The sequence below is a fragment of the Methylophilus sp. E2MeOHC9 genome (assembly GCF_058744375.1).
Genome location: NZ_CP196024.1, coordinates 2,288,900 through 2,305,604, shown reverse-complemented (window position 1 = coordinate 2,305,604; position 16,705 = coordinate 2,288,900). Strand labels below are relative to the sequence as shown.

Annotated in this window: 15 protein-coding genes and 2 tRNA genes; 11 read left to right on the top strand and 6 right to left on the bottom strand. The window is 49.9% G+C overall.

The window, feature by feature from the left end; translation table 11 throughout:
• Nucleotides 1-2: 2 nt before the first annotated feature.
• Together ACSSVF_RS11150 and smc are read right to left on the bottom strand one after the other, a co-directional pair.
• The gene (locus ACSSVF_RS11150; protein ID WP_492403529.1) at nucleotides 3-1,442 is read right to left on the bottom strand and encodes a cell division protein ZipA C-terminal FtsZ-binding domain-containing protein; all 1,440 of its coding nucleotides are present in this window, start codon (nucleotides 1,440-1,442) and stop codon (nucleotides 3-5) included.
• 51 nt (nucleotides 1,443-1,493) lie between these two features.
• Entirely contained in the window at nucleotides 1,494-5,003 is a 3,510-nt protein-coding gene (smc, locus tag ACSSVF_RS11145) for a chromosome segregation protein SMC (RefSeq protein ID WP_492403527.1), read from the bottom strand.
• An 80-nt stretch (nucleotides 5,004-5,083) separates the two neighbouring features.
• On the opposite strand from smc, the gene queF reads away from it, so the two are divergent.
• From queF to ACSSVF_RS11130, 3 genes are all read left to right on the top strand, one after another.
• Entirely contained in the window at nucleotides 5,084-5,530 is a 447-nt protein-coding gene (gene queF / locus ACSSVF_RS11140; protein ID WP_442586487.1) for a preQ(1) synthase, read from the top strand.
• Between the two features lie 157 nt (nucleotides 5,531-5,687).
• Nucleotides 5,688-5,763 (top strand) — tRNA-Ala (locus ACSSVF_RS11135).
• Between the two features lie 88 nt (nucleotides 5,764-5,851).
• A tRNA-Glu gene (locus ACSSVF_RS11130) sits at nucleotides 5,852-5,927 on the top strand.
• A gap of 143 nt (nucleotides 5,928-6,070) precedes the next feature.
• On the opposite strand, the gene ACSSVF_RS11125 is transcribed toward ACSSVF_RS11130, so the two are convergent.
• Nucleotides 6,071-6,601, bottom strand: a complete 531-nt coding sequence (locus tag ACSSVF_RS11125) for a glutathione peroxidase (protein ID WP_442586498.1) — start codon at nucleotides 6,599-6,601, stop codon at nucleotides 6,071-6,073.
• Between the two features lie 231 nt (nucleotides 6,602-6,832).
• Between ACSSVF_RS11125 and ACSSVF_RS11120 the strand changes: the two genes are divergently transcribed.
• Both ACSSVF_RS11120 and queD read left to right on the top strand, forming a co-directional pair.
• A complete protein-coding gene (locus tag ACSSVF_RS11120; protein WP_200934417.1) occupies nucleotides 6,833-7,006 on the top strand; it encodes a hypothetical protein in 174 nt (57 codons plus the stop codon).
• A gap of 56 nt (nucleotides 7,007-7,062) precedes the next feature.
• The gene (gene queD / locus ACSSVF_RS11115) at nucleotides 7,063-7,503 is read left to right on the top strand and encodes a 6-carboxytetrahydropterin synthase QueD (RefSeq protein ID WP_484180881.1); all 441 of its coding nucleotides are present in this window, start codon (nucleotides 7,063-7,065) and stop codon (nucleotides 7,501-7,503) included.
• A 48-nt stretch (nucleotides 7,504-7,551) separates the two neighbouring features.
• Here the strand turns inward: queD and dnaQ are convergent, their stop codons facing one another.
• Genes dnaQ through ACSSVF_RS11100 form a run of 3 tightly spaced genes read right to left on the bottom strand, consistent with a single transcriptional unit; the run spans nucleotide 7,552 to nucleotide 9,372 of the window.
• The gene (dnaQ, locus tag ACSSVF_RS11110) at nucleotides 7,552-8,232 is read right to left on the bottom strand and encodes a DNA polymerase III subunit epsilon (RefSeq protein ID WP_492403524.1); all 681 of its coding nucleotides are present in this window, start codon (nucleotides 8,230-8,232) and stop codon (nucleotides 7,552-7,554) included.
• 32 nt (nucleotides 8,233-8,264) lie between these two features.
• A complete protein-coding gene (gene rnhA, locus ACSSVF_RS11105; RefSeq protein ID WP_492403523.1) occupies nucleotides 8,265-8,690 on the bottom strand; it encodes a ribonuclease HI in 426 nt (141 codons plus the stop codon).
• A gap of 1 nt (nucleotide 8,691) precedes the next feature.
• The gene (locus ACSSVF_RS11100; protein WP_492403521.1) at nucleotides 8,692-9,372 is read right to left on the bottom strand and encodes a class I SAM-dependent methyltransferase; all 681 of its coding nucleotides are present in this window, start codon (nucleotides 9,370-9,372) and stop codon (nucleotides 8,692-8,694) included.
• Nucleotides 9,373-9,549: 177 nt separating this feature from the next.
• Here ACSSVF_RS11100 and gloB point away from each other — a divergent pair, with 177 nt between their 5' ends.
• The 6 genes from gloB (at nucleotide 9,550) to ACSSVF_RS11070 (ending at nucleotide 16,517) form a co-directional block, all read left to right on the top strand.
• Entirely contained in the window at nucleotides 9,550-10,329 is a 780-nt protein-coding gene (gene gloB, locus ACSSVF_RS11095) for a hydroxyacylglutathione hydrolase (protein WP_442586503.1), read from the top strand.
• A gap of 236 nt (nucleotides 10,330-10,565) precedes the next feature.
• A complete protein-coding gene (locus ACSSVF_RS11090) occupies nucleotides 10,566-12,119 on the top strand; it encodes a transglycosylase SLT domain-containing protein (RefSeq protein WP_492403520.1) in 1,554 nt (517 codons plus the stop codon).
• A 66-nt stretch (nucleotides 12,120-12,185) separates the two neighbouring features.
• A complete protein-coding gene (locus tag ACSSVF_RS11085; RefSeq protein ID WP_492406351.1) occupies nucleotides 12,186-13,832 on the top strand; it encodes a peptide-binding protein in 1,647 nt (548 codons plus the stop codon).
• A gap of 2 nt (nucleotides 13,833-13,834) precedes the next feature.
• A complete protein-coding gene (locus tag ACSSVF_RS11080; protein ID WP_492403518.1) occupies nucleotides 13,835-14,860 on the top strand; it encodes an ABC transporter permease in 1,026 nt (341 codons plus the stop codon).
• Nucleotides 14,861-14,875: 15 nt separating this feature from the next.
• Entirely contained in the window at nucleotides 14,876-15,700 is an 825-nt protein-coding gene (locus ACSSVF_RS11075; RefSeq protein ID WP_492403516.1) for an ABC transporter permease, read from the top strand.
• A 31-nt stretch (nucleotides 15,701-15,731) separates the two neighbouring features.
• On the top strand, nucleotides 15,732-16,517 hold the full coding sequence (locus ACSSVF_RS11070) for an enoyl-ACP reductase FabI (RefSeq protein ID WP_442586507.1): 786 nt from the start codon (nucleotides 15,732-15,734) through the stop codon (nucleotides 16,515-16,517).
• The last annotated feature ends 188 nt before the right edge of the window (nucleotides 16,518-16,705 follow it).

The window sequence follows — 16,705 nt, the reverse complement described above, 5'->3', positions numbered from 1 at the left end:
GATTAAGAGAACAGGCGTTTGGCATGACTGCTACCGGGTGCAATCCCCTGCGCTGCCATGGCATTAGAAATATTTTTTAACTGCTGACGGATCTTATCGAGTTGCGGATCACCAATCGGCTTGCGATTCACATCAATCAGGCTAGCTGTCAGGCTGCCCGACATATTGCGCGCCAGTTCCACCATGCGGTCAAACACCTGCAAGCTGTCAGATGTGGTAGGAATATCCAACTGGAATGTCACACCTGTCATCACGGCAGTTTTTAGCATCTCGCCAGAGAAAGGTTTACCTTCATAATTACGCACCGAAAATTCCAGTTCGCCTTCGTTATTGAACAGCTCAAAGCGGCCTTCGGCACTGAGTTGCATGCCGCAGGCTTCGGCTAAACCGCGTAGCTTGGTGGCATGAAACATACCTTGATTCGCCAGCACATGAAATTCGACGGCTTTATCGACCTCGATACAGAAAGTATCAATGGCCTGCGCTTGCTGTGATGGCTCATAGCCGCCTTGCCAGTGTATCGTCAGCCCCAGTGCGCGCGTCAGCGTTTCCATAGACTTTTGGAAACGCTTCAGGGTTTCCTGATCTACCGGGCCACCGCGGTCAGCCAGTTGCAAGCTGCACACCACCTGGCTGAGCGGTACTTTATTCTGCATCGCAGCGGCATCCATAGCCAGCACATCCAGCCAGCTAGCAGCTGAAGTACTTTGCCCCCACAACGTTGCGTGATGCGGGAATGTTCTTGCTTCTGCCTGCAAATCTTCCAGTTCAACCAGCATCACGCCTAACGGCGCATCAATCACACCTACCCAATCCATTGCCGTGTGCAATACCGGAGGTAATGTGATCGCTGTAACAGTTTGATCTTCTGGCGTATCCACAGCCACAGGCGTTGATTCAGCTTCATCATGCAACACTTCAGGATAAGCTGGTGCTTGCTGGTCAGATGCTGGCGATCGCGGTTCAGATAAACTACTTGAGGTTTCTTGCGCGGCTTGTGGTTGTAACGCAGAAATGGATGGTTCTTGTTTGAGGTCGGCCTTGAAGGGAGCAGGTTGATTTTTAGCTACTACAGGGCGTGTGTCATTGGCTGGTTTATTCTGGGGAGTGCTGACCGGGTTTTGCGTAGTCGTTGGTTTGGTTTTTTGACCATCCCCGACTGTGAATTCCGGTTCGAATTTTGCCGACTGACGGACACGAGGCTCCGACATCCATCCTTCTACATCTTCAGGCACGGCATTGTTGCCAGCGCCTGACGTTTTTTGGGCAGTATCCGTCTTTTGGCCGCCAGCAACCTCACCGTCGAGTACATCTGTACGCGTATGGCTGAAGCGATATTCCACATCTTTACGGTACTTTTTTTCTTGCCACCAGTTAAAAACTACCACTGCCAGTACAATGCTGACCCCCAGCAATACCAAAATCATCCACAAATCAGACATGTATGGTTACTATCCCTTAAAACTCCGCGATATGATACAACAAAACACGCATTACGCCGCATGCATGCGTATCGCCTCATCAATATCAACATCTACAATCCGCGACACGCCGGATTCCTGCATGGTAACGCCTATTAGTTGTTGAGACATTTCCATTGTGATTTTGTTGTGCGAAACAAACAAAAATTGTGTTTTTTCTGACATCACCCGTACCAACTGGCAAAAACGCTCGGTATTGCTGTCATCCAACGGCGCATCGACTTCATCCATCAAGCAGAATGGCGCCGGATTCAGGCGGAACAGCGCAAATACCAGTGCCATCGCCGTCAAGGCTTTTTCACCGCCAGAAAGCAATTGTATGGTGGTGTTTTTCTTGCCGGGTGGTTGTGCGAACACCTGCACACCCGTATCCAGGATCTCATCCCCCAGCAGTTCCAGCTTGGCCTGCCCACCATTGAACAAGGTTTGGAACAACTCGCCAAAATTACGATTGGCCTCTTCAAACGTCGCCCGCAGCTTGCCACGTGTCTCACGGTCTATCTTCTGGATCGCCTCTTCCAGTGTTTCACTGGCGGTCAGCAAATCCTTCAGCTGGCTATCCAGATAGCCCTTACGCTCTTTTTCAACCGATAACTCTTCAATGGCCGCCATATTGACCGGCCCCAACTGTTGCATCTGCAATTGCAGTTTTTGTGTGGTTTGAGCCAGCACCTGCACTTTACTTTCCAAAGACAATCCTTGCTGGATAACAGCTTCCTCCAGGCCGGCGTCTGCCAGTGCCGCCTGGCATTGCTCTACTTGCAAGCGGCACTCCTGCTGTTTAAGGCGTCGCTGCTCTACGGCATCTCTTAAGGGGTGTAACTGCTGCTCTACCTGCATGCGGTTGCGCTCTTGTGTTTGCAAGGCGCTTTCCTGTTCGGCAAGCTGGTTTCTCGCCAGCGCAAGCGCCTGTTCGCAGTCATGCTGTTGGGTTAAAGCGTGTGCCAGATTAGCCTTGAGCGTTTCCATATTGCTGATCGCCAGTGTTTGCTCAGTCTCGAGCAGGCGATGTTGCAAGTTCTGGCTTTCCTGCTCATTATTGGTGAGTCGTTGCTGCAAATCGTTGACGGCATTTGTGAGCAATGTCTGCTCAAACACTTGTGACTGATGCGCTTTTTCAGCCTGCTGCACGGTATCACGTAAATTGAAATACGCCTGTTCTGCCTGTTGCTTTTGCGCTTGCGTGTCACGTGCCGTTTGCTCCAGGCCGGCAAATTGCGCTTGATGATGGGTAATACTAGCTAGCGCTGCTATGCTTTCTGCATTTAAACCATTTTGGCGACTTTCGGCCTGCGTGATTTCACCCTGCAACCCCGCCTGACGACGCACTGCATTATCGTGCGCCTGCTGCAAGCGTGATATCTGCATCTGTGTATCATGCGTGCCTGAGGTCAATTCTTTAATTCGCAGATGGCTTTGCTGTTGTAGCTGACGCGTATTTTGCAGCGCGGATTCTAATGATTGTGCCTGTTGCTGGGTGAGCGTCACGGCTTGCTGCGCCTGGCCCAGGCCTGATTGTAGCTGGTCTAACTGCTGCTGCCGCTCAAGCACACCTTGCATCTGGTTTTGCCGGCCATGAAATACCGCACTATATCGTTGGTAAACATCCCCACTTTTAGTCAGCAGACTCAGGCCAGCGGTTAACTGAAGCTGATAATGCGCAAGCTGCTGTACATTATCCAGCACATATATGCCGGCCAGCCAATACTGCAATGCCGCGGCCACTTCAGGCTGCTTGATCGTCAATAAACTGAACAGACTGCTTAAGCCCTGCCATTGTTCTGGTGGTGTCTCGGCGGCTGACCCTGCCCTGGCAATGGCCAACGCTGCCTGTGGATGTGGCAGTTGCGACCAATCCGGCAGGTTTGCGGGCAATAAGGCGTTTAGCTTACTGCCAAGGAATGCTTCCAATGCCGCTTGCCATTCGGCATCTACCTGAATGGCTTGCCATAGACGCGGCGCCGATTGCAGCCCTGTTTTTTGCAGCCATGGCCCTAATTGCTGGTCCTGCTTCATGCTTTGCTGCAATTTTTGCAATGACTGGATCTCAGCCTCTAATTGATGCAACGCGCGCTGGGCCTGCTGCCAATCACTGCGAGCCTGCTGCAACGCCTGCTGCTGTGTGTTTTCGTCTGCACGACACTGTGCCAGCTGCTGCTCTTCATGTTGCAAGGCAGACTGCTGTTCTATCAGTGTTTGCTGAAGCTGCCCCAAAGCCTGCGTATCCGGCAGTGCCCACTGCCCTAACTCATGTTGCAATTGCTGCAGCCGTTGCCCTACTTCAGCCAGGTTGCGCTGGATAAAGTTGGCGTTATTCTGTTCCAATTGCATTTGCTGGCGGCTTTGTTGCACGGCCTGCTGTGCCTGGTTGGCGGTTTGTTGTACTGCTTGCAGTTGCGCTGATTGCGCTGGCAAATCCTGCTGCATGGTTTGCAGATTGAGCGCATGCTGCGCGACTGAACCTTCAGCCATTGCCAGGGCTGCCGTTTTATCAGCTAATTGCGTCTGTAATTGTTGTTGCTGTTGCGCCCTGTGCTCCATCTGCCTTTGTAGTTGCTGCTGTTCCTGCAACAGGCGATCACGTGCCTCTTCAGATTGCTTTACCTGCAACCCGAGATTAGAGACCTGTGAATTCGCCTCATAAAAAGCCGCCTGCGCCGTATGTAATTGGCCAGAGGCCTCCTGGTGCTGCTGGCGCGATTGCTCAAGTTGCAGCTCATTGCTGCGTAAATCGGCCATTTGCGCTTCCAGCGCATTGACCGCCTGCTCAACCGCCTGCGAGGCGGCTTCATGCTCCAGCACCGCATCGCGTTTGCGTAGCCACCACCATTGCGCCTCAGCGAGTTTGTGCGATTCCTGCAAGGCATGAAACTTTTGCGTGACGACGGCCTGCGCTTCCAGCTTGATGATCTGCTTGTTCATCTCACGCGAGATATCCTCTACCCGCTCCAGATTTTCGCGCGTATCGCGTAAGCGTAATTCCGTCTCGCGACGACGCTCTTTATATTTGCTGATGCCTGCCGCTTCTTCCAGAAATACCCGTAGCTCTTCCGGCCTGGCCTCTACAATGCGCGAAATCGTATTCTGGCCAATAATGGCATAGGCGCGACCACCCAGGCCAGTACCAAGGAACAGATCAGCCACATCCCGGCGGCGCACCGCAGTATTGTTGATATAGTAAGTAGAGCCTTTATCTCGCTCAATCACGCGCTTGACCGAGATTTCAGCGTATTGATTCCACTCGCCGCTGGCCCCGCCCAAGCTGTTATCAAATACCAGTTCCACACTGGCACGTGAAATAGGTTTGCGATTGCCAGAACCATTAAAAATCACGGCATCCATGGCATCGGCACGCATTTCCCTGGCGGAAGATTCTCCCAGCACCCAACGCACCGACTCCATCACATTGGACTTGCCACAGCCGTTCGGCCCGACCACGCCCACACGCTGCCCGTGCAAATGAATGGTAGTCGGATCGACAAAAGACTTGAAACCAGCAAGTTTTAGATGAGTGAGACGCAAAGTAAGAAAAACGCTTATAAGAATTTGAATGATTGCTTAAGCGTTATAATACCCACTTTTATCAAGAAACATAGCCTGCAATGAACGAACATTTACTCGGTGGCAAACCAACGGCTGCACCCGCCAAGACCCTGGAAACTTTTGACAATCCAAATCCAACCCGCGATTTTCATATTCATATGGAAATTCCGGAATTCACCTGCCTGTGCCCGAAAACCGGCCAGCCGGATTTTGCGGTGATTTACCTGGACTATATTCCTAACAAACTGTGTGTGGAATTAAAGAGCCTGAAACTCTATATGTGGGCCTTCCGCGATGAAGGCTGTTTCCACGAAGCGGTGACCAACCAGATCCTAGATGACCTGGTCAGCGCCATTGATCCCAAGTTCATGCGCGTCACTGCCAAGTTTTATGTACGCGGCGGCATTTTCACCAACGTGGTCGCTGAACATCGCGCGACTGGCTGGCAACCACAACCGTACGTAGAGCTTTCCCAGTTCAGCGCACAAAGTAATATCCGCGGCTAAAAAGCGCGTGTCTCAAGAAGCACTCGCGCTGAATGACCGGCAATCGCAGTTTTTTCCATAATCCTGCGAAAAATCGTTGACAAGATAAGTGCCCGTCATTAATATGGCGCCTTCTTTGATTTGCAGCGCAAAGCGAAGAAATGCAGTACCAGGATTAGGGGGTATAGCTCAGCTGGGAGAGCGCTTGCATGGCATGCAAGAGGTCAGCGGTTCGATCCCGCTTATCTCCACCAAGTGATTGAAAATATTGAGTTTTTTGTAAAAAATATTTTTTGATTTCTTGAAACAATGGTATACTGCACACGTTGTAAAATTTCTTAGGTCCCCATCGTCTAGAGGCCTAGGACACCTCCCTTTCACGGAGGCGACCGGGGTTCGAATCCCCGTGGGGACGCCAAAACACTTGAATGTGTTTCTGCTTCAAAATTCACTTAAGCTTTAAAGTAAACACCATTCGCTTTGCCCGCGGGCATTTCCACGAGCAAGCAAATCTTCAGTTCTTAAATGACTCCTATTTTGCATAGGAGTATTTGAACACCATTATTTCAAGTACGGTTTTATTTTCTCCAGGATGTCTTCGCTATCCGGGCGCGTCATACTATTAAATGAATATACTTTCTGGCCGCCAGGCAGAATGACATATTTATAGAAATTCCATTGTGGTGCTTTGCCGGTTTGTTTGATCAATTGCTGATAGAGCGGATTGGCAGTGGCGCCGGTGACGCTGGTTTTCTCCACCATGGGGAACTTGACAGAATATGTCAGCTTGCAAAAGTCCCCTACCTGCTTATTATTTCCTGGTTCCTGCTTGAAGTCGTTGGATGGGAATCCAATCACAATCAGGCCCTTGTCCTTATATTGTTCATAAATTGACTCCAGCGCTTCAAATTGTGGCGTGAAGCCACATTTACTGGCCGTGTTCACAATCAAAATAGGTTTATCCTGAAATTGACAAAAATCGACAGTTTGCCCTTGCAGGGTTTTGAACTGATGTTGATAGAAAGGTAAACACTCAGCATTGGCCATCGTAGAAATTCCTAAAGTGCACAACGCGATGAACAATCCACGCATTACTTTTCTCCTGTTAATTTAGCTAATATATTTATATTAATTCTTTTATAGACAATTAGTTAGCGTAATTGTTCTATCAATGATGCAGCATTTTTTTATTTTTGACACTTCATCACTGGGTTAAACACAGGAACTAAACCCTGCTTTGGCACAGTCTATGCTAATGATTACGGTAAGAATGTCATGACTGACATGTTTGAGCAATATCAACTAGCATTTAAGGAGTGGATTATGTTGCAAAAAGCAGGACCTACCGATAAATTTAAACGTATTGACCAGATGCTGGAAGACTTTGCCGGCGATGAAGTGGATGATTTTGACACTAGCTATGGTAGCTATGAAAAAAGTCACAAACACTATTCGGCTGACGAAGATGCATTGATGGATATCGACGACCTATATTAATGCAGTGATTGGTTTTCGTGCAGAGTGTGCTGCATGGTTACTGATATAATATCGTCATGGAAATTACTACACGCTTGGAGTTCGATGCCGGACATCGTATTCCTGATCACAAAAGTCAATGCCGCAATTTACACGGTCACCGCTACGCGATAGAGATTACCTTATCGGGTGACATTATTCAGGCGGAACACGCTTCAGAAAACGGAATGGTGATGGACTTTGCCGACGTTAAGCGCATTGCCAGAGAAACCATTGTTGATCGCTGGGACCATGCCTTTCTGGTCTATCAGGGTGATACCGCTGTGCTGGACTTTTTAAACAGCCTGCCCAATCACAAGACGGTGATCTTCCCGACTATCCCTACTGCAGAAAATATGGCTGCCGAAGCCTTTAAATTGCTTAAAGCGCAATATCACGGCACCTTTGATAACCATCTGCAACTGATCAAAGTCAGGCTGTATGAAACGCCTAACAGCTGGACAGATGCATTTGCCTAGTGCGTTGTTAATCCCGATTTAACTTACACCAGCATTTAATCAAGCAGATTACCAAGGCGTTGCGCCAGCCTTGGCGAGGCCTTCAATATATTGGGCATGTGCAGCGATTTCGTCTGTATCTGCCGTGAGTAGTTTTATGCTATTCAGATCAACGGCAATGCTGTCATGGGATACCTGCTCCACCGTATTGGATAATTCCATCAACAGGCTTTCCTGACCGCGCGTCATCGCGATATAGACTTCACCCAGCAACTCCGCATCCAGCAAAGCGCCGTGCAGGGTCCGCTTGGAGTTATCAATCCCAAAATGACGGCATAACGCATCCAGGTTGTTACGCTGCCCGGGGCGCGATTCTTTGGCCATTTTCAGCGTATCGATAATACCGCTGACAGCCGTTTCCAGTTTATCCAGGCCCAGCCTGGCCAATTCCATGTTCAGGAACCCCATATCGAACGGGGCATTGTGAATGATGAGTTCTGCACCGCGGACGAACTCAATAAACTCTGCTGCTACTTGGGCAAATAAAGGCTTATCCTGCAAAAATTCCAGCGAGATACCGTGCACTTCTTGCGCACCGGCATCAATCTCGCGCTCAGGATTGATATAGACATGGAAATGGCGCTGCGTCGGCCTGCGGTTAAAAATCTCTACCGCGGCAATTTCGATAATCCGGTGCCCCTGGTCGGGGTATAAACCAGTGGTTTCGGTATCCAGGAAAATTTGTCTCATGGCTGCGCTTTTTTAAGTATCTATTTGATGATTTATGATTTGGCGACGGTTAATACGCCCTGGTTTGCCAGCACATCCGCGCGTTCGTTACCCAGGTTGCCGGCATGCCCTCTCACCCAGATCCAGTCTATGGTATGCGGGTTGGCCAGCTCATCCAGCATTTGCCATAGATCTGCATTTTTCACAGGCTTTTTATCCGCCGTCCGCCATTGCTTTAGCTTCCAGCCTTTGATCCACTCGGTCATGCCTTTTTGCACGTAGCTGGAATCGGTATAGATTTTAATATGCGCAGGCTTTTTCAATGCTTGCAGACCCTGGATCACCGCCATTAACTCCATGCGGTTGTTAGTGGTGAGCAGCTCCCCGCCAAACAATTCCTTTTCATGCAGCCCGGCTTTCAGCCAAACGCCCCAACCACCTACCCCAGGGTTACCTTTGCAGGCCCCATCCGCGTACATTTCAATCCAGCTTTGTGTCGACATCCGCGCATTTTAACTGTTTTTGCACTTTGTTTTGAATACGCGTACGGCTTTTTTGCGCTTGCAAGGCCTGGTTCAAGGGAGACTTTTTCCAGTCGGGCTTAAGCAGGCGCACGTTCAGCACACGTTTTTTGGCCACCAGGAAATAAACACCACCCGTCATACCAAAGGTGCAAGCCCCCCACTTTTCCAGCCTTGCCTGTCGTTGTAACCAGTTGAGGTCATTGATAGGTAGTGCATGCATCAGGTACTCACTTTGCACGATTTCAAACCCCAACACATTTAGCCAATCCCTGATGCGACGGGCAGTAAACAAACGTTTGAAGGCACCAGCCTGCTTGAACCAGCCTACCCTTGCCCGCAATCCCAGGAAGCTGAATGGTGTCACACCGGTTAAAATCAACGTACCTTCCGGCACCAGGACGCGAAAAGCTTCCCTTAATGCCTGTCGCGGATCGTGACATTGCTCGAGCACATGCGGCATGCATATCAGATCGACAGAGTTTTCAGCCAGCGGTAAAAATTCGGCCTCACAAAGCAAGGCACTTTCTTTCTGGACGTGCTCGTGCAAATAATGTTTATATGGAATGCGGCTCTGCGCCAGCAAATCATCTCCAGGCCATCCTAACTGCAAGGCATGAAAGCCGAAGACATTTGACACTGCCTGCCCATAAACTGCAGTCTCACACCGTGCAATATAGCTTCCTAGCGCGGTTGCATCAAAAGTGGTTGGCTGAGTAGACTGCAATATAAGCTCCGGTAAAAGAATTTATGGTGATCAAGAGGGTGAAGTCATTCCCGTTCTTGACAACAGTGAGCGTTTTCTCAATGATGCGTGATGCAAGAAACTTCTGCAAGTATACAAATCACTGCCCTGCCCGCATTTAACGATAACTATCTATGGTTAATTCATGCTGGCAAGCACGCATTGGTGGTTGATCCCGGCGATGCCGCTGTGGTTGAACAGGCGCTAGAGGCTGGCGGTTACCAGCTGGATGGCATTTTACTAACCCATCATCATGCCGATCACACGGGCGGCGCTTTAGCTTTGCAGCAACACTGGCATTGCCCGGTCTATGCGCCTGACAATGACCATGCAGCCTACCGTGAACTCAATGCTTTTAGAGTAAAAGAAGGCGACCAGATCACATTTTCAGCGTTACCAGATTTGTCATGCGAAGTTTTATCGTTGCCTGGCCACACCCTGGATCATCTCGCTTTTTACCTCAACCAACAGCATCTATTCAGTGGTGATGTTATGTTTGGCGCCGGATGCGGGCGTTTATTTGAAGGCACCCCGCCACAAATGTATGCCTCGCTGCAACGTATAGCGGCACTGCCCTCTGAAACGTTGATTTACCCGGCCCATGAATATACCGCGCACAACATTGCATTTGCGCTGACGGTTGAACCAGAAAATACAACCTTGCAGCAACGCGCGCGCAATACTGCTTTGCTACGCGAACACCAGCAGCCCACGCTGCCGACGACATTGGCACTGGAAAAAGCCACTAATCCTTTTTTACGTTGCCAGTCACTTGCCCAACAACCCGCCTTTTATGACTGGCAGCCGCTAGATGTGTTTACCGAGCTGCGTGCACGGCGAAATGTGTTCTAGCGTCACTCATGCGCACGCACAAAGTCAGCCGCTGTGCAAGGGCTTGTCTCACATTGAAATTAACGTAGAATGATGTCCTCCTTTAAGCGCTCGTATACGTTACGTCACTCACATGCTGTCTGACACGGCTCAACGGCCACTCAGGTTTGATCAATGCATGCATACGCTTTCATGCCCGGATAATCAGTTTTCGGGCACGGCCTTTTGCATCAGTCTCAGGATTTAGAAACACCGTCATGCGTTTTAATGAATTACTGCTATGTATCACTTTTTCAGCCTTTCCTATGTTGGTGATGGCTGAGTACGTAGAACCAGCGACCATGTCGACTGACAATGGCAGTTATGATGAAAGCTTTGGCGAAACCGACACTGAAACTTACAGTTCCAGCTACCAGTTTGAAGATGCGCTGACACTGCAAGAGAGCTTGTGGGACCGCGTGCGGGACGGCTTCAACATGCCGGATATTGATTCGACCTATACCAATAAGCATGAGCAATGGTATGCCTCACGCCCCGATTACGTGTCGCGCATGCTGGAACGCAGTAAAAAATACCTTTACCACATCGTGGTGGAAGTTGAAAAACGCGGCATGCCGACTGAAATCGCACTGCTGCCCATGATTGAAAGCGGCTTTAACCCTAAAGCGCTATCTACCAGCAAGGCATCTGGTATCTGGCAGTTCATCCCGTCTACCGGTAAAGATTTCGGGCTCAAGCAAAACTACTGGAAAGACTCACGTAAAGACGTCACTGCTGCCACACAAGCGGCACTCAATTACCTGCAAAAGCTATACACCATGTTTGGCGCCTGGGACCTGGCGCTGGCGGCTTACAACGCCGGTGAAGGCACAGTTGCGCGCGCCATTGAACGCAACCGCCAGTTGGGCCTGCCTACCGATTACCAGCATTTGTCATTGCCTGACGAAACACGTAACTACGTGCCCAAGCTACAGGCAATTAAAAACATTGTTTTCCGGCCAGAGCAATATGGGCTGACCTTGAATGAAATCCCGAACAAGCCTTATTTCACCACGGTGCAGGCGCCGAATAAAATCGACGCCAAACTGGCGGCAGAACTGGCGGGGATCTCACTGGAAGAATTCACCGCGTTAAACCCCAGCTTTACCCGCCCGGTGCTGATCACCGAAAACAGCTACCAGAAACTGTTATTGCCAACCTGGGCTGCCAGCAATTTCACCAATAATTTAAATGGTTATACGCGCCCATTATCCAACTGGCATAGCTATCACCCCAAGCGTGGCGAGCGCTTGGGCGATATTGCCAATCGTTTTGATATCAGCCTGTATGAGTTAAGCGCCACCAACAACCTGAAACCAAACCGTAACCTGGTGGTGCGCAGAACGTTGCTGGTGCCCGCTGGCAATCATTCGACATTGACGAAACCGATTGACGCAGTCGCCATGGCGCAGATCCCGATTGAAGTCGCAGTTGAAAAAGCTTCTGGCAATAAATACACGGCCATTTCACATAAAGTGAAACAAGGCGACACACTGTCTAAACTGGCAAAACGTTATGGTGTGAGCTCCAAGCAAATCATGCAGCAGAACCATTTAAAGAGCAAAAACTTAGCCGTTGGCCAAACACTGCAATTTGAACAGCAGGAAAGCATGACCAGTGTTTCTGGCAAAAAAAGCAACAGTACGGCTAGCTCTAAAAGCAGCAACAAGAAAACACCATCCACCAGCAAGTCGCGCTCAAAAAGCACGTCCTCTTCTGCGAAGAAAACCACGGCTTCACATGTAAAAAAAACCAAAAGCAGTCATAAATAATAGAATTTGTATATGATGGGTGATCAGCGTGACATTCACTTTTTCGCAAAGCTCAAAAAACTGCCCATGCGCCAGCGTCATTTAATTACTTTCCTTATATGTAGCCTGCTTGTGGCCTGTGGCGTGGATAAACCTGAGCAAGCCTCCTCCTTACTAAACCAGCCTTACCCGCCGCAAACCGGTGGCACGTTAATGGGTGCCATGCCCTCTGACCCAAGTAGCCTGATTTTCATGGTAGCTGGGGAGTCAGCGTCCAGTAATATTACTGCCCATTTATTTAACAGCCTGCTGACCTACAATCAAGACCTGGATCTGGCTGGAGAACTGGCAGAGTCCTGGCAAGTATCTGCAGATCAAAAAACGCTGACTTTCCACTTGAAACCAGGCTTGGTCTGGGCGGATGGCAAGCCTTTGACTAGCGCCGATGTGCTTTTCACCTGGCAGGCGATCATTGATGAAAAAACGCGCAGCCCCTATGCTTCAGATTTTCAGTTAGTGACCAAAGCTGAAACGCCAGACAAGCTCACTTTCGTTGCCCACTATGATGAAGCCTTTTCTCCGGCACTGGATAGTTGGGCGGGCTTGCAAATATTGCCTAAGCATAAACTGGCGGGGCAGGATCTGCATACGACCAGTTTTGCGCAAAAGCCTATGGGCAGCCATTACTATCAGCTCAAAGAATGGCGACATGGGGAATATATCAAGCTCGAGAAAAACCCCAAATCTGTATTGGGGCCTGCCAATATCGATCACCTGGTGGAGCGCATCATCCCGGACCCGGGTGCCCAATTTCTGGAACTGATGGCGGACAATATTGACAGCCTGAGCATGGACCCGATCACTTATGCGCGCATCATCCCTGCCAGGCCTGAACTGCAAGCCAGGCTGAATCAATATAAATCGCTAGGCAACACTTATACCTACCTGGGTTTTAATCTCAAACGCCAGCCATTCACCGACGTGCGTCTCCGTAAAGCAATTAATCTTGCGATTGATAAGCAGGAAATCATCGATGGCGTCTATCTCGGACTGGGTGAACAAGTCGCCTCACCATACAAACCGGGCACGCGCTGGAGCCATCCTACATTAAAGCCCTACCCGTTCGATCCGCAACAAGCCCGCAGTTTACTGGCCGAGGCCGGTTACAAAGACACGGATGGTGACGGTATTGTAGAAAAAAATGGCAAGAAACTTTCGTTTGAGGTGTTAACCAATCACGGCAACAAAGAGCGTGAAAAATCAGCCGTCATTATTCAACGCCGCCTGAAAGAAGTCGGTATCGATATCCATATCCGCTCTATTGAATGGGCTAGCTTTATCACGCGCTTTATCAAAACCGGCGATTTTGATGCGGTTTTAATGGGCTGGCAATTAGGGCTGGAACCGGACCAGTTCGGGATTTGGCATTCAAGCCAGCAAAAGCCTGGGCAATTCAATTTTATCGGCTACAGCAACCCCCAGGTCGATAAACTATTGGAACAGGCGCGGCGCGAATTTGACCCGGATAAACGCATGCACCTTTACCACCAGTTCGCTGAAGTGTTGTACGACGACAGCCCTATCGTATATTTGTCCGCTGGCTATAATTTGACGGCTATACACAAGCGTGTACGAGGCATCATGGATCCGGTGCCGCCAGCGGGAGTGGGCTACGATTCACAAAAATGGTTTATCCCGATGTCACTGAGACGTACCCAGATGCAGGCGCAATAACCATGTTACGTTACCTGCTGAAAAGATTATTCTGGCTGATCCCTATGCTGTTTGGCATCAGCCTGATTTCGTTCTTCATCATGCATCTGGCACCGGGTGATATTACCAGCACTGAAGCCGCTTTTGACCCCAAGTCATCTGAAGAATCAAGGCAAAAATTGCGTGAGCTTTATAACCTGGACAAACCAGTCATCGTGCAGTATGGTCTGTGGATGCAACGCATGGTGCACCTGGATTTCGGGCATTCCTTTGCCAGTCATCAAAAACCGGTATTCTGGGCAGAAAAAGATAAAGAAGGTAACGTCACACCTGGCATGATCCAAGAGGCCTTACCGATTACTTTGCTCATGAACATTGCCGGCCTACTGATTACCTTATCGCTAGGCATTCCACTCGGTGTATGGGCTGCCAAACGCTATGGCCAATGGCCGGACCGCACCATTACCCTGTTCAACTTTATCGGCTTTTCTATTCCAGGTTTCTGGCTTTCACTATTATTGATGTACTGGCTGGGCGTCATTCACCCCTGGTTCCCCATCTCCGGCATGCATAGCCTGAATTACGATCAACTGGATTTCTGGCAAAAAGGCCAGGATTTGTTTATGCATTTGTTCCTGCCCGTCGTGATTCCATCAATCACCGGCCTGGCGGGCATTACCCTGTTTGTTAAAAATGGCATGCTGGATGTATTAAGCCAGGATTACGTCACCACCGCGCGCGCCAAAGGCCTGAGTGACCATACCGTGACCTACCGCCATGCTTTGCGCAATGCGTTATTGCCATTGATCACGCTGATTGGCTTGTCTTTGCCTGGCCTGATTGGCGGCTCGGTGATTGCCGAAACTATTTTTGCGATTCCCGGCATGGGCAAACTATTCTATGAGGCAGTCATGATGCGCGATTTCCCGGTGGTGATGGGCATATTGACCATAGGCTCAGCGCTGACATTACTCGGCAATCTACTAGCGGATCTGGCCTATGCCTGGGCTGACCCTCGCTTGCGTAAAGGCGTGATGCCAGGCCGATAGACGCACAATTTAACCATGAAAAAAATCCTACACAATCCATTGGCACTTGCCGGTTTATGCATGATCAGCGTGATTCTGCTGCTGGCTTTACTCGCCCCGTGGCTGGCACCGTATGACCCGGATGAAATCCATGTCAAACAAATCCTTTTGGCACCCTCCTGGCAGCACTGGATGGGTACCGATGGCCTCGGGCGCGATGTATGGAGCCGCATGCTGTTTGGCGGCAGGGTTTCGTTACTGGTCGGGCTGGTAGCAGTCGGTATTTCTACCGTGATTGGCGTGATCCTTGGTGCCATTGCTGGTTATTACCGCGGCTGGACAGATACCATTATCATGCGCCTGGTCGATATCATGTTGTCTATCCCCAGCTTTTTCCTGATCCTGGCCGTGATTGCCTTTTTAAGCCCTTCTATCACCAATGTGATGATAGTGATCGGCCTCACCTCGTGGATGAGTGTCACGCGCTTGGTGCGGGCAGAGTTCCTCAGCCTCACCCAGCGCGAATTCGTCACCGCTTCAACCGCACTTGGTGCGCAGGATTGGCGGGTGATATTCAAGCATTGCCTGCCCAATAGCCTGACACCGGTGTTGGTGAGCGTGGTATTAGGCATCGCCAGCGCCGTGTTGCTGGAATCCGGCCTCAGTTTTCTCGGGCTGGGCGTGCAAGCGCCGCAAGCCTCCTGGGGCAATATCCTGACCGATGGCAAAGAGTATATTCAATTCGCCTGGTGGCTTTCGCTCTACCCCGGACTTGCCATCTTATTGACGGTGTTAGGGTATAATCTGCTCGGTGAAGGTTTGCGTGACGTGTTTGACCCCAGGTCAAATACCGCCCGTTAACCGTTTAATAAACTACCAAACAGGATCAAGCATGGCATTTCTTGCTGGAAAAAAAATTCTGATCGCCGGTTTGCTCAGCAACCGCTCAATCGCATACGGCATTGCAGCCGCTATGAAACGTCAAGGGGCTGAACTGGCCTTTACCTATCAAGTCGACAAACACGAAACTCGCGTCCGTGATCTCGCAGCAGACTTTGAGTCTACCGTGGTATTACCCTGTGATGTCGCCGAAGATGCGCAAATCGACAACCTGTTCGTAGAACTGGCAAAAGTCTGGGATGGCCTGGATGGGTTAGTGCATTCCATCGCCTTCGTGCCTAAAGTCGCGCTTGCTGGTGACTACCTGGATAACATCAGCCGTGAATACTTTCATATCGCGCACGATATCAGCTCATATAGCTTCTCTGCCATGGCAAAAGCGGCTTATCCGATGATGCAAGGCCGTAACGGTAGCCTGCTGACACTCAGCTATCTGGGCGCTGAGCGCACCATGCCTAACTACAATGTCATGGGCGTAGCCAAAGCCAGCCTGGAAGCCAACGTGCGCTACCTGGCGCAAAGCCTGGGCCCACGCGGCATTCGCGTCAACGCCATCTCTGCCGGCCCTATCAAAACGCTGGCAGCTTCAGGCATTGCCGACTTTGACAAAATGATAGGCTTTAACGAGAAACACGCGGCTTTACGCCGTAACGTGACGATAGACGAAGTCGGCAACGTTGCCGCTTTCCTGGCCAGTGATTTGGCATCCGGCGTCACCGGTGAAATCACTTATGTCGATGGTGGTATGAATATCACAGCCGCAGGTCAAATCGATTGATCCAACGCTAAGCCAGATAAAACGCCTGAACTTTAAAAAGTCAGGCGTTTTTTATTGTTTTTCATTTTCAGGATTGCACTTTCAAAGATAGACTTTTTGTAATGGACGATGAAATCATTGAGTCCCATTCGAATCTTTTTCATAAGAAAAACGGATGATTTAAAGTCTTATAAAAAATAATTAAAATT

What these genes read in the sequence shown, in the direction of transcription:
- ACSSVF_RS11080 (WP_492403518.1), top strand. Translation starts at nt 13,835, where the DNA reads ATGTTACGTTACCTGCTGAAAAGATTATTCTGGCTGATCCCTATGCTG.
- ACSSVF_RS11120 (WP_200934417.1), top strand. Translation starts at nt 6,833, where the DNA reads ATGTTGCAAAAAGCAGGACCTACCGATAAATTTAAACGTATTGACCAG.
- queF (WP_442586487.1), top strand. Translation starts at nt 5,084, where the DNA reads ATGAACGAACATTTACTCGGTGGCAAACCAACGGCTGCACCCGCCAAG.
- ACSSVF_RS11090 (WP_492403520.1), top strand. Translation starts at nt 10,566, where the DNA reads ATGCGTTTTAATGAATTACTGCTATGTATCACTTTTTCAGCCTTTCCT.
- ACSSVF_RS11150 (WP_492403529.1), bottom strand. Translation starts at nt 1,442, where the DNA reads ATGTCTGATTTGTGGATGATTTTGGTATTGCTGGGGGTCAGCATTGTA.
- queD (WP_484180881.1), top strand. Translation starts at nt 7,063, where the DNA reads ATGGAAATTACTACACGCTTGGAGTTCGATGCCGGACATCGTATTCCT.
- ACSSVF_RS11125 (WP_442586498.1), bottom strand. Translation starts at nt 6,601, where the DNA reads ATGCGTGGATTGTTCATCGCGTTGTGCACTTTAGGAATTTCTACGATG.
- dnaQ (WP_492403524.1), bottom strand. Translation starts at nt 8,232, where the DNA reads ATGAGACAAATTTTCCTGGATACCGAAACCACTGGTTTATACCCCGAC.
- gloB (WP_442586503.1), top strand. Translation starts at nt 9,550, where the DNA reads ATGCAAGAAACTTCTGCAAGTATACAAATCACTGCCCTGCCCGCATTT.
- ACSSVF_RS11070 (WP_442586507.1), top strand. Translation starts at nt 15,732, where the DNA reads ATGGCATTTCTTGCTGGAAAAAAAATTCTGATCGCCGGTTTGCTCAGC.
- ACSSVF_RS11075 (WP_492403516.1), top strand. Translation starts at nt 14,876, where the DNA reads ATGAAAAAAATCCTACACAATCCATTGGCACTTGCCGGTTTATGCATG.
- rnhA (WP_492403523.1), bottom strand. Translation starts at nt 8,690, where the DNA reads ATGTACGCGGATGGGGCCTGCAAAGGTAACCCTGGGGTAGGTGGTTGG.
- ACSSVF_RS11085 (WP_492406351.1), top strand. Translation starts at nt 12,186, where the DNA reads ATGCGCCAGCGTCATTTAATTACTTTCCTTATATGTAGCCTGCTTGTG.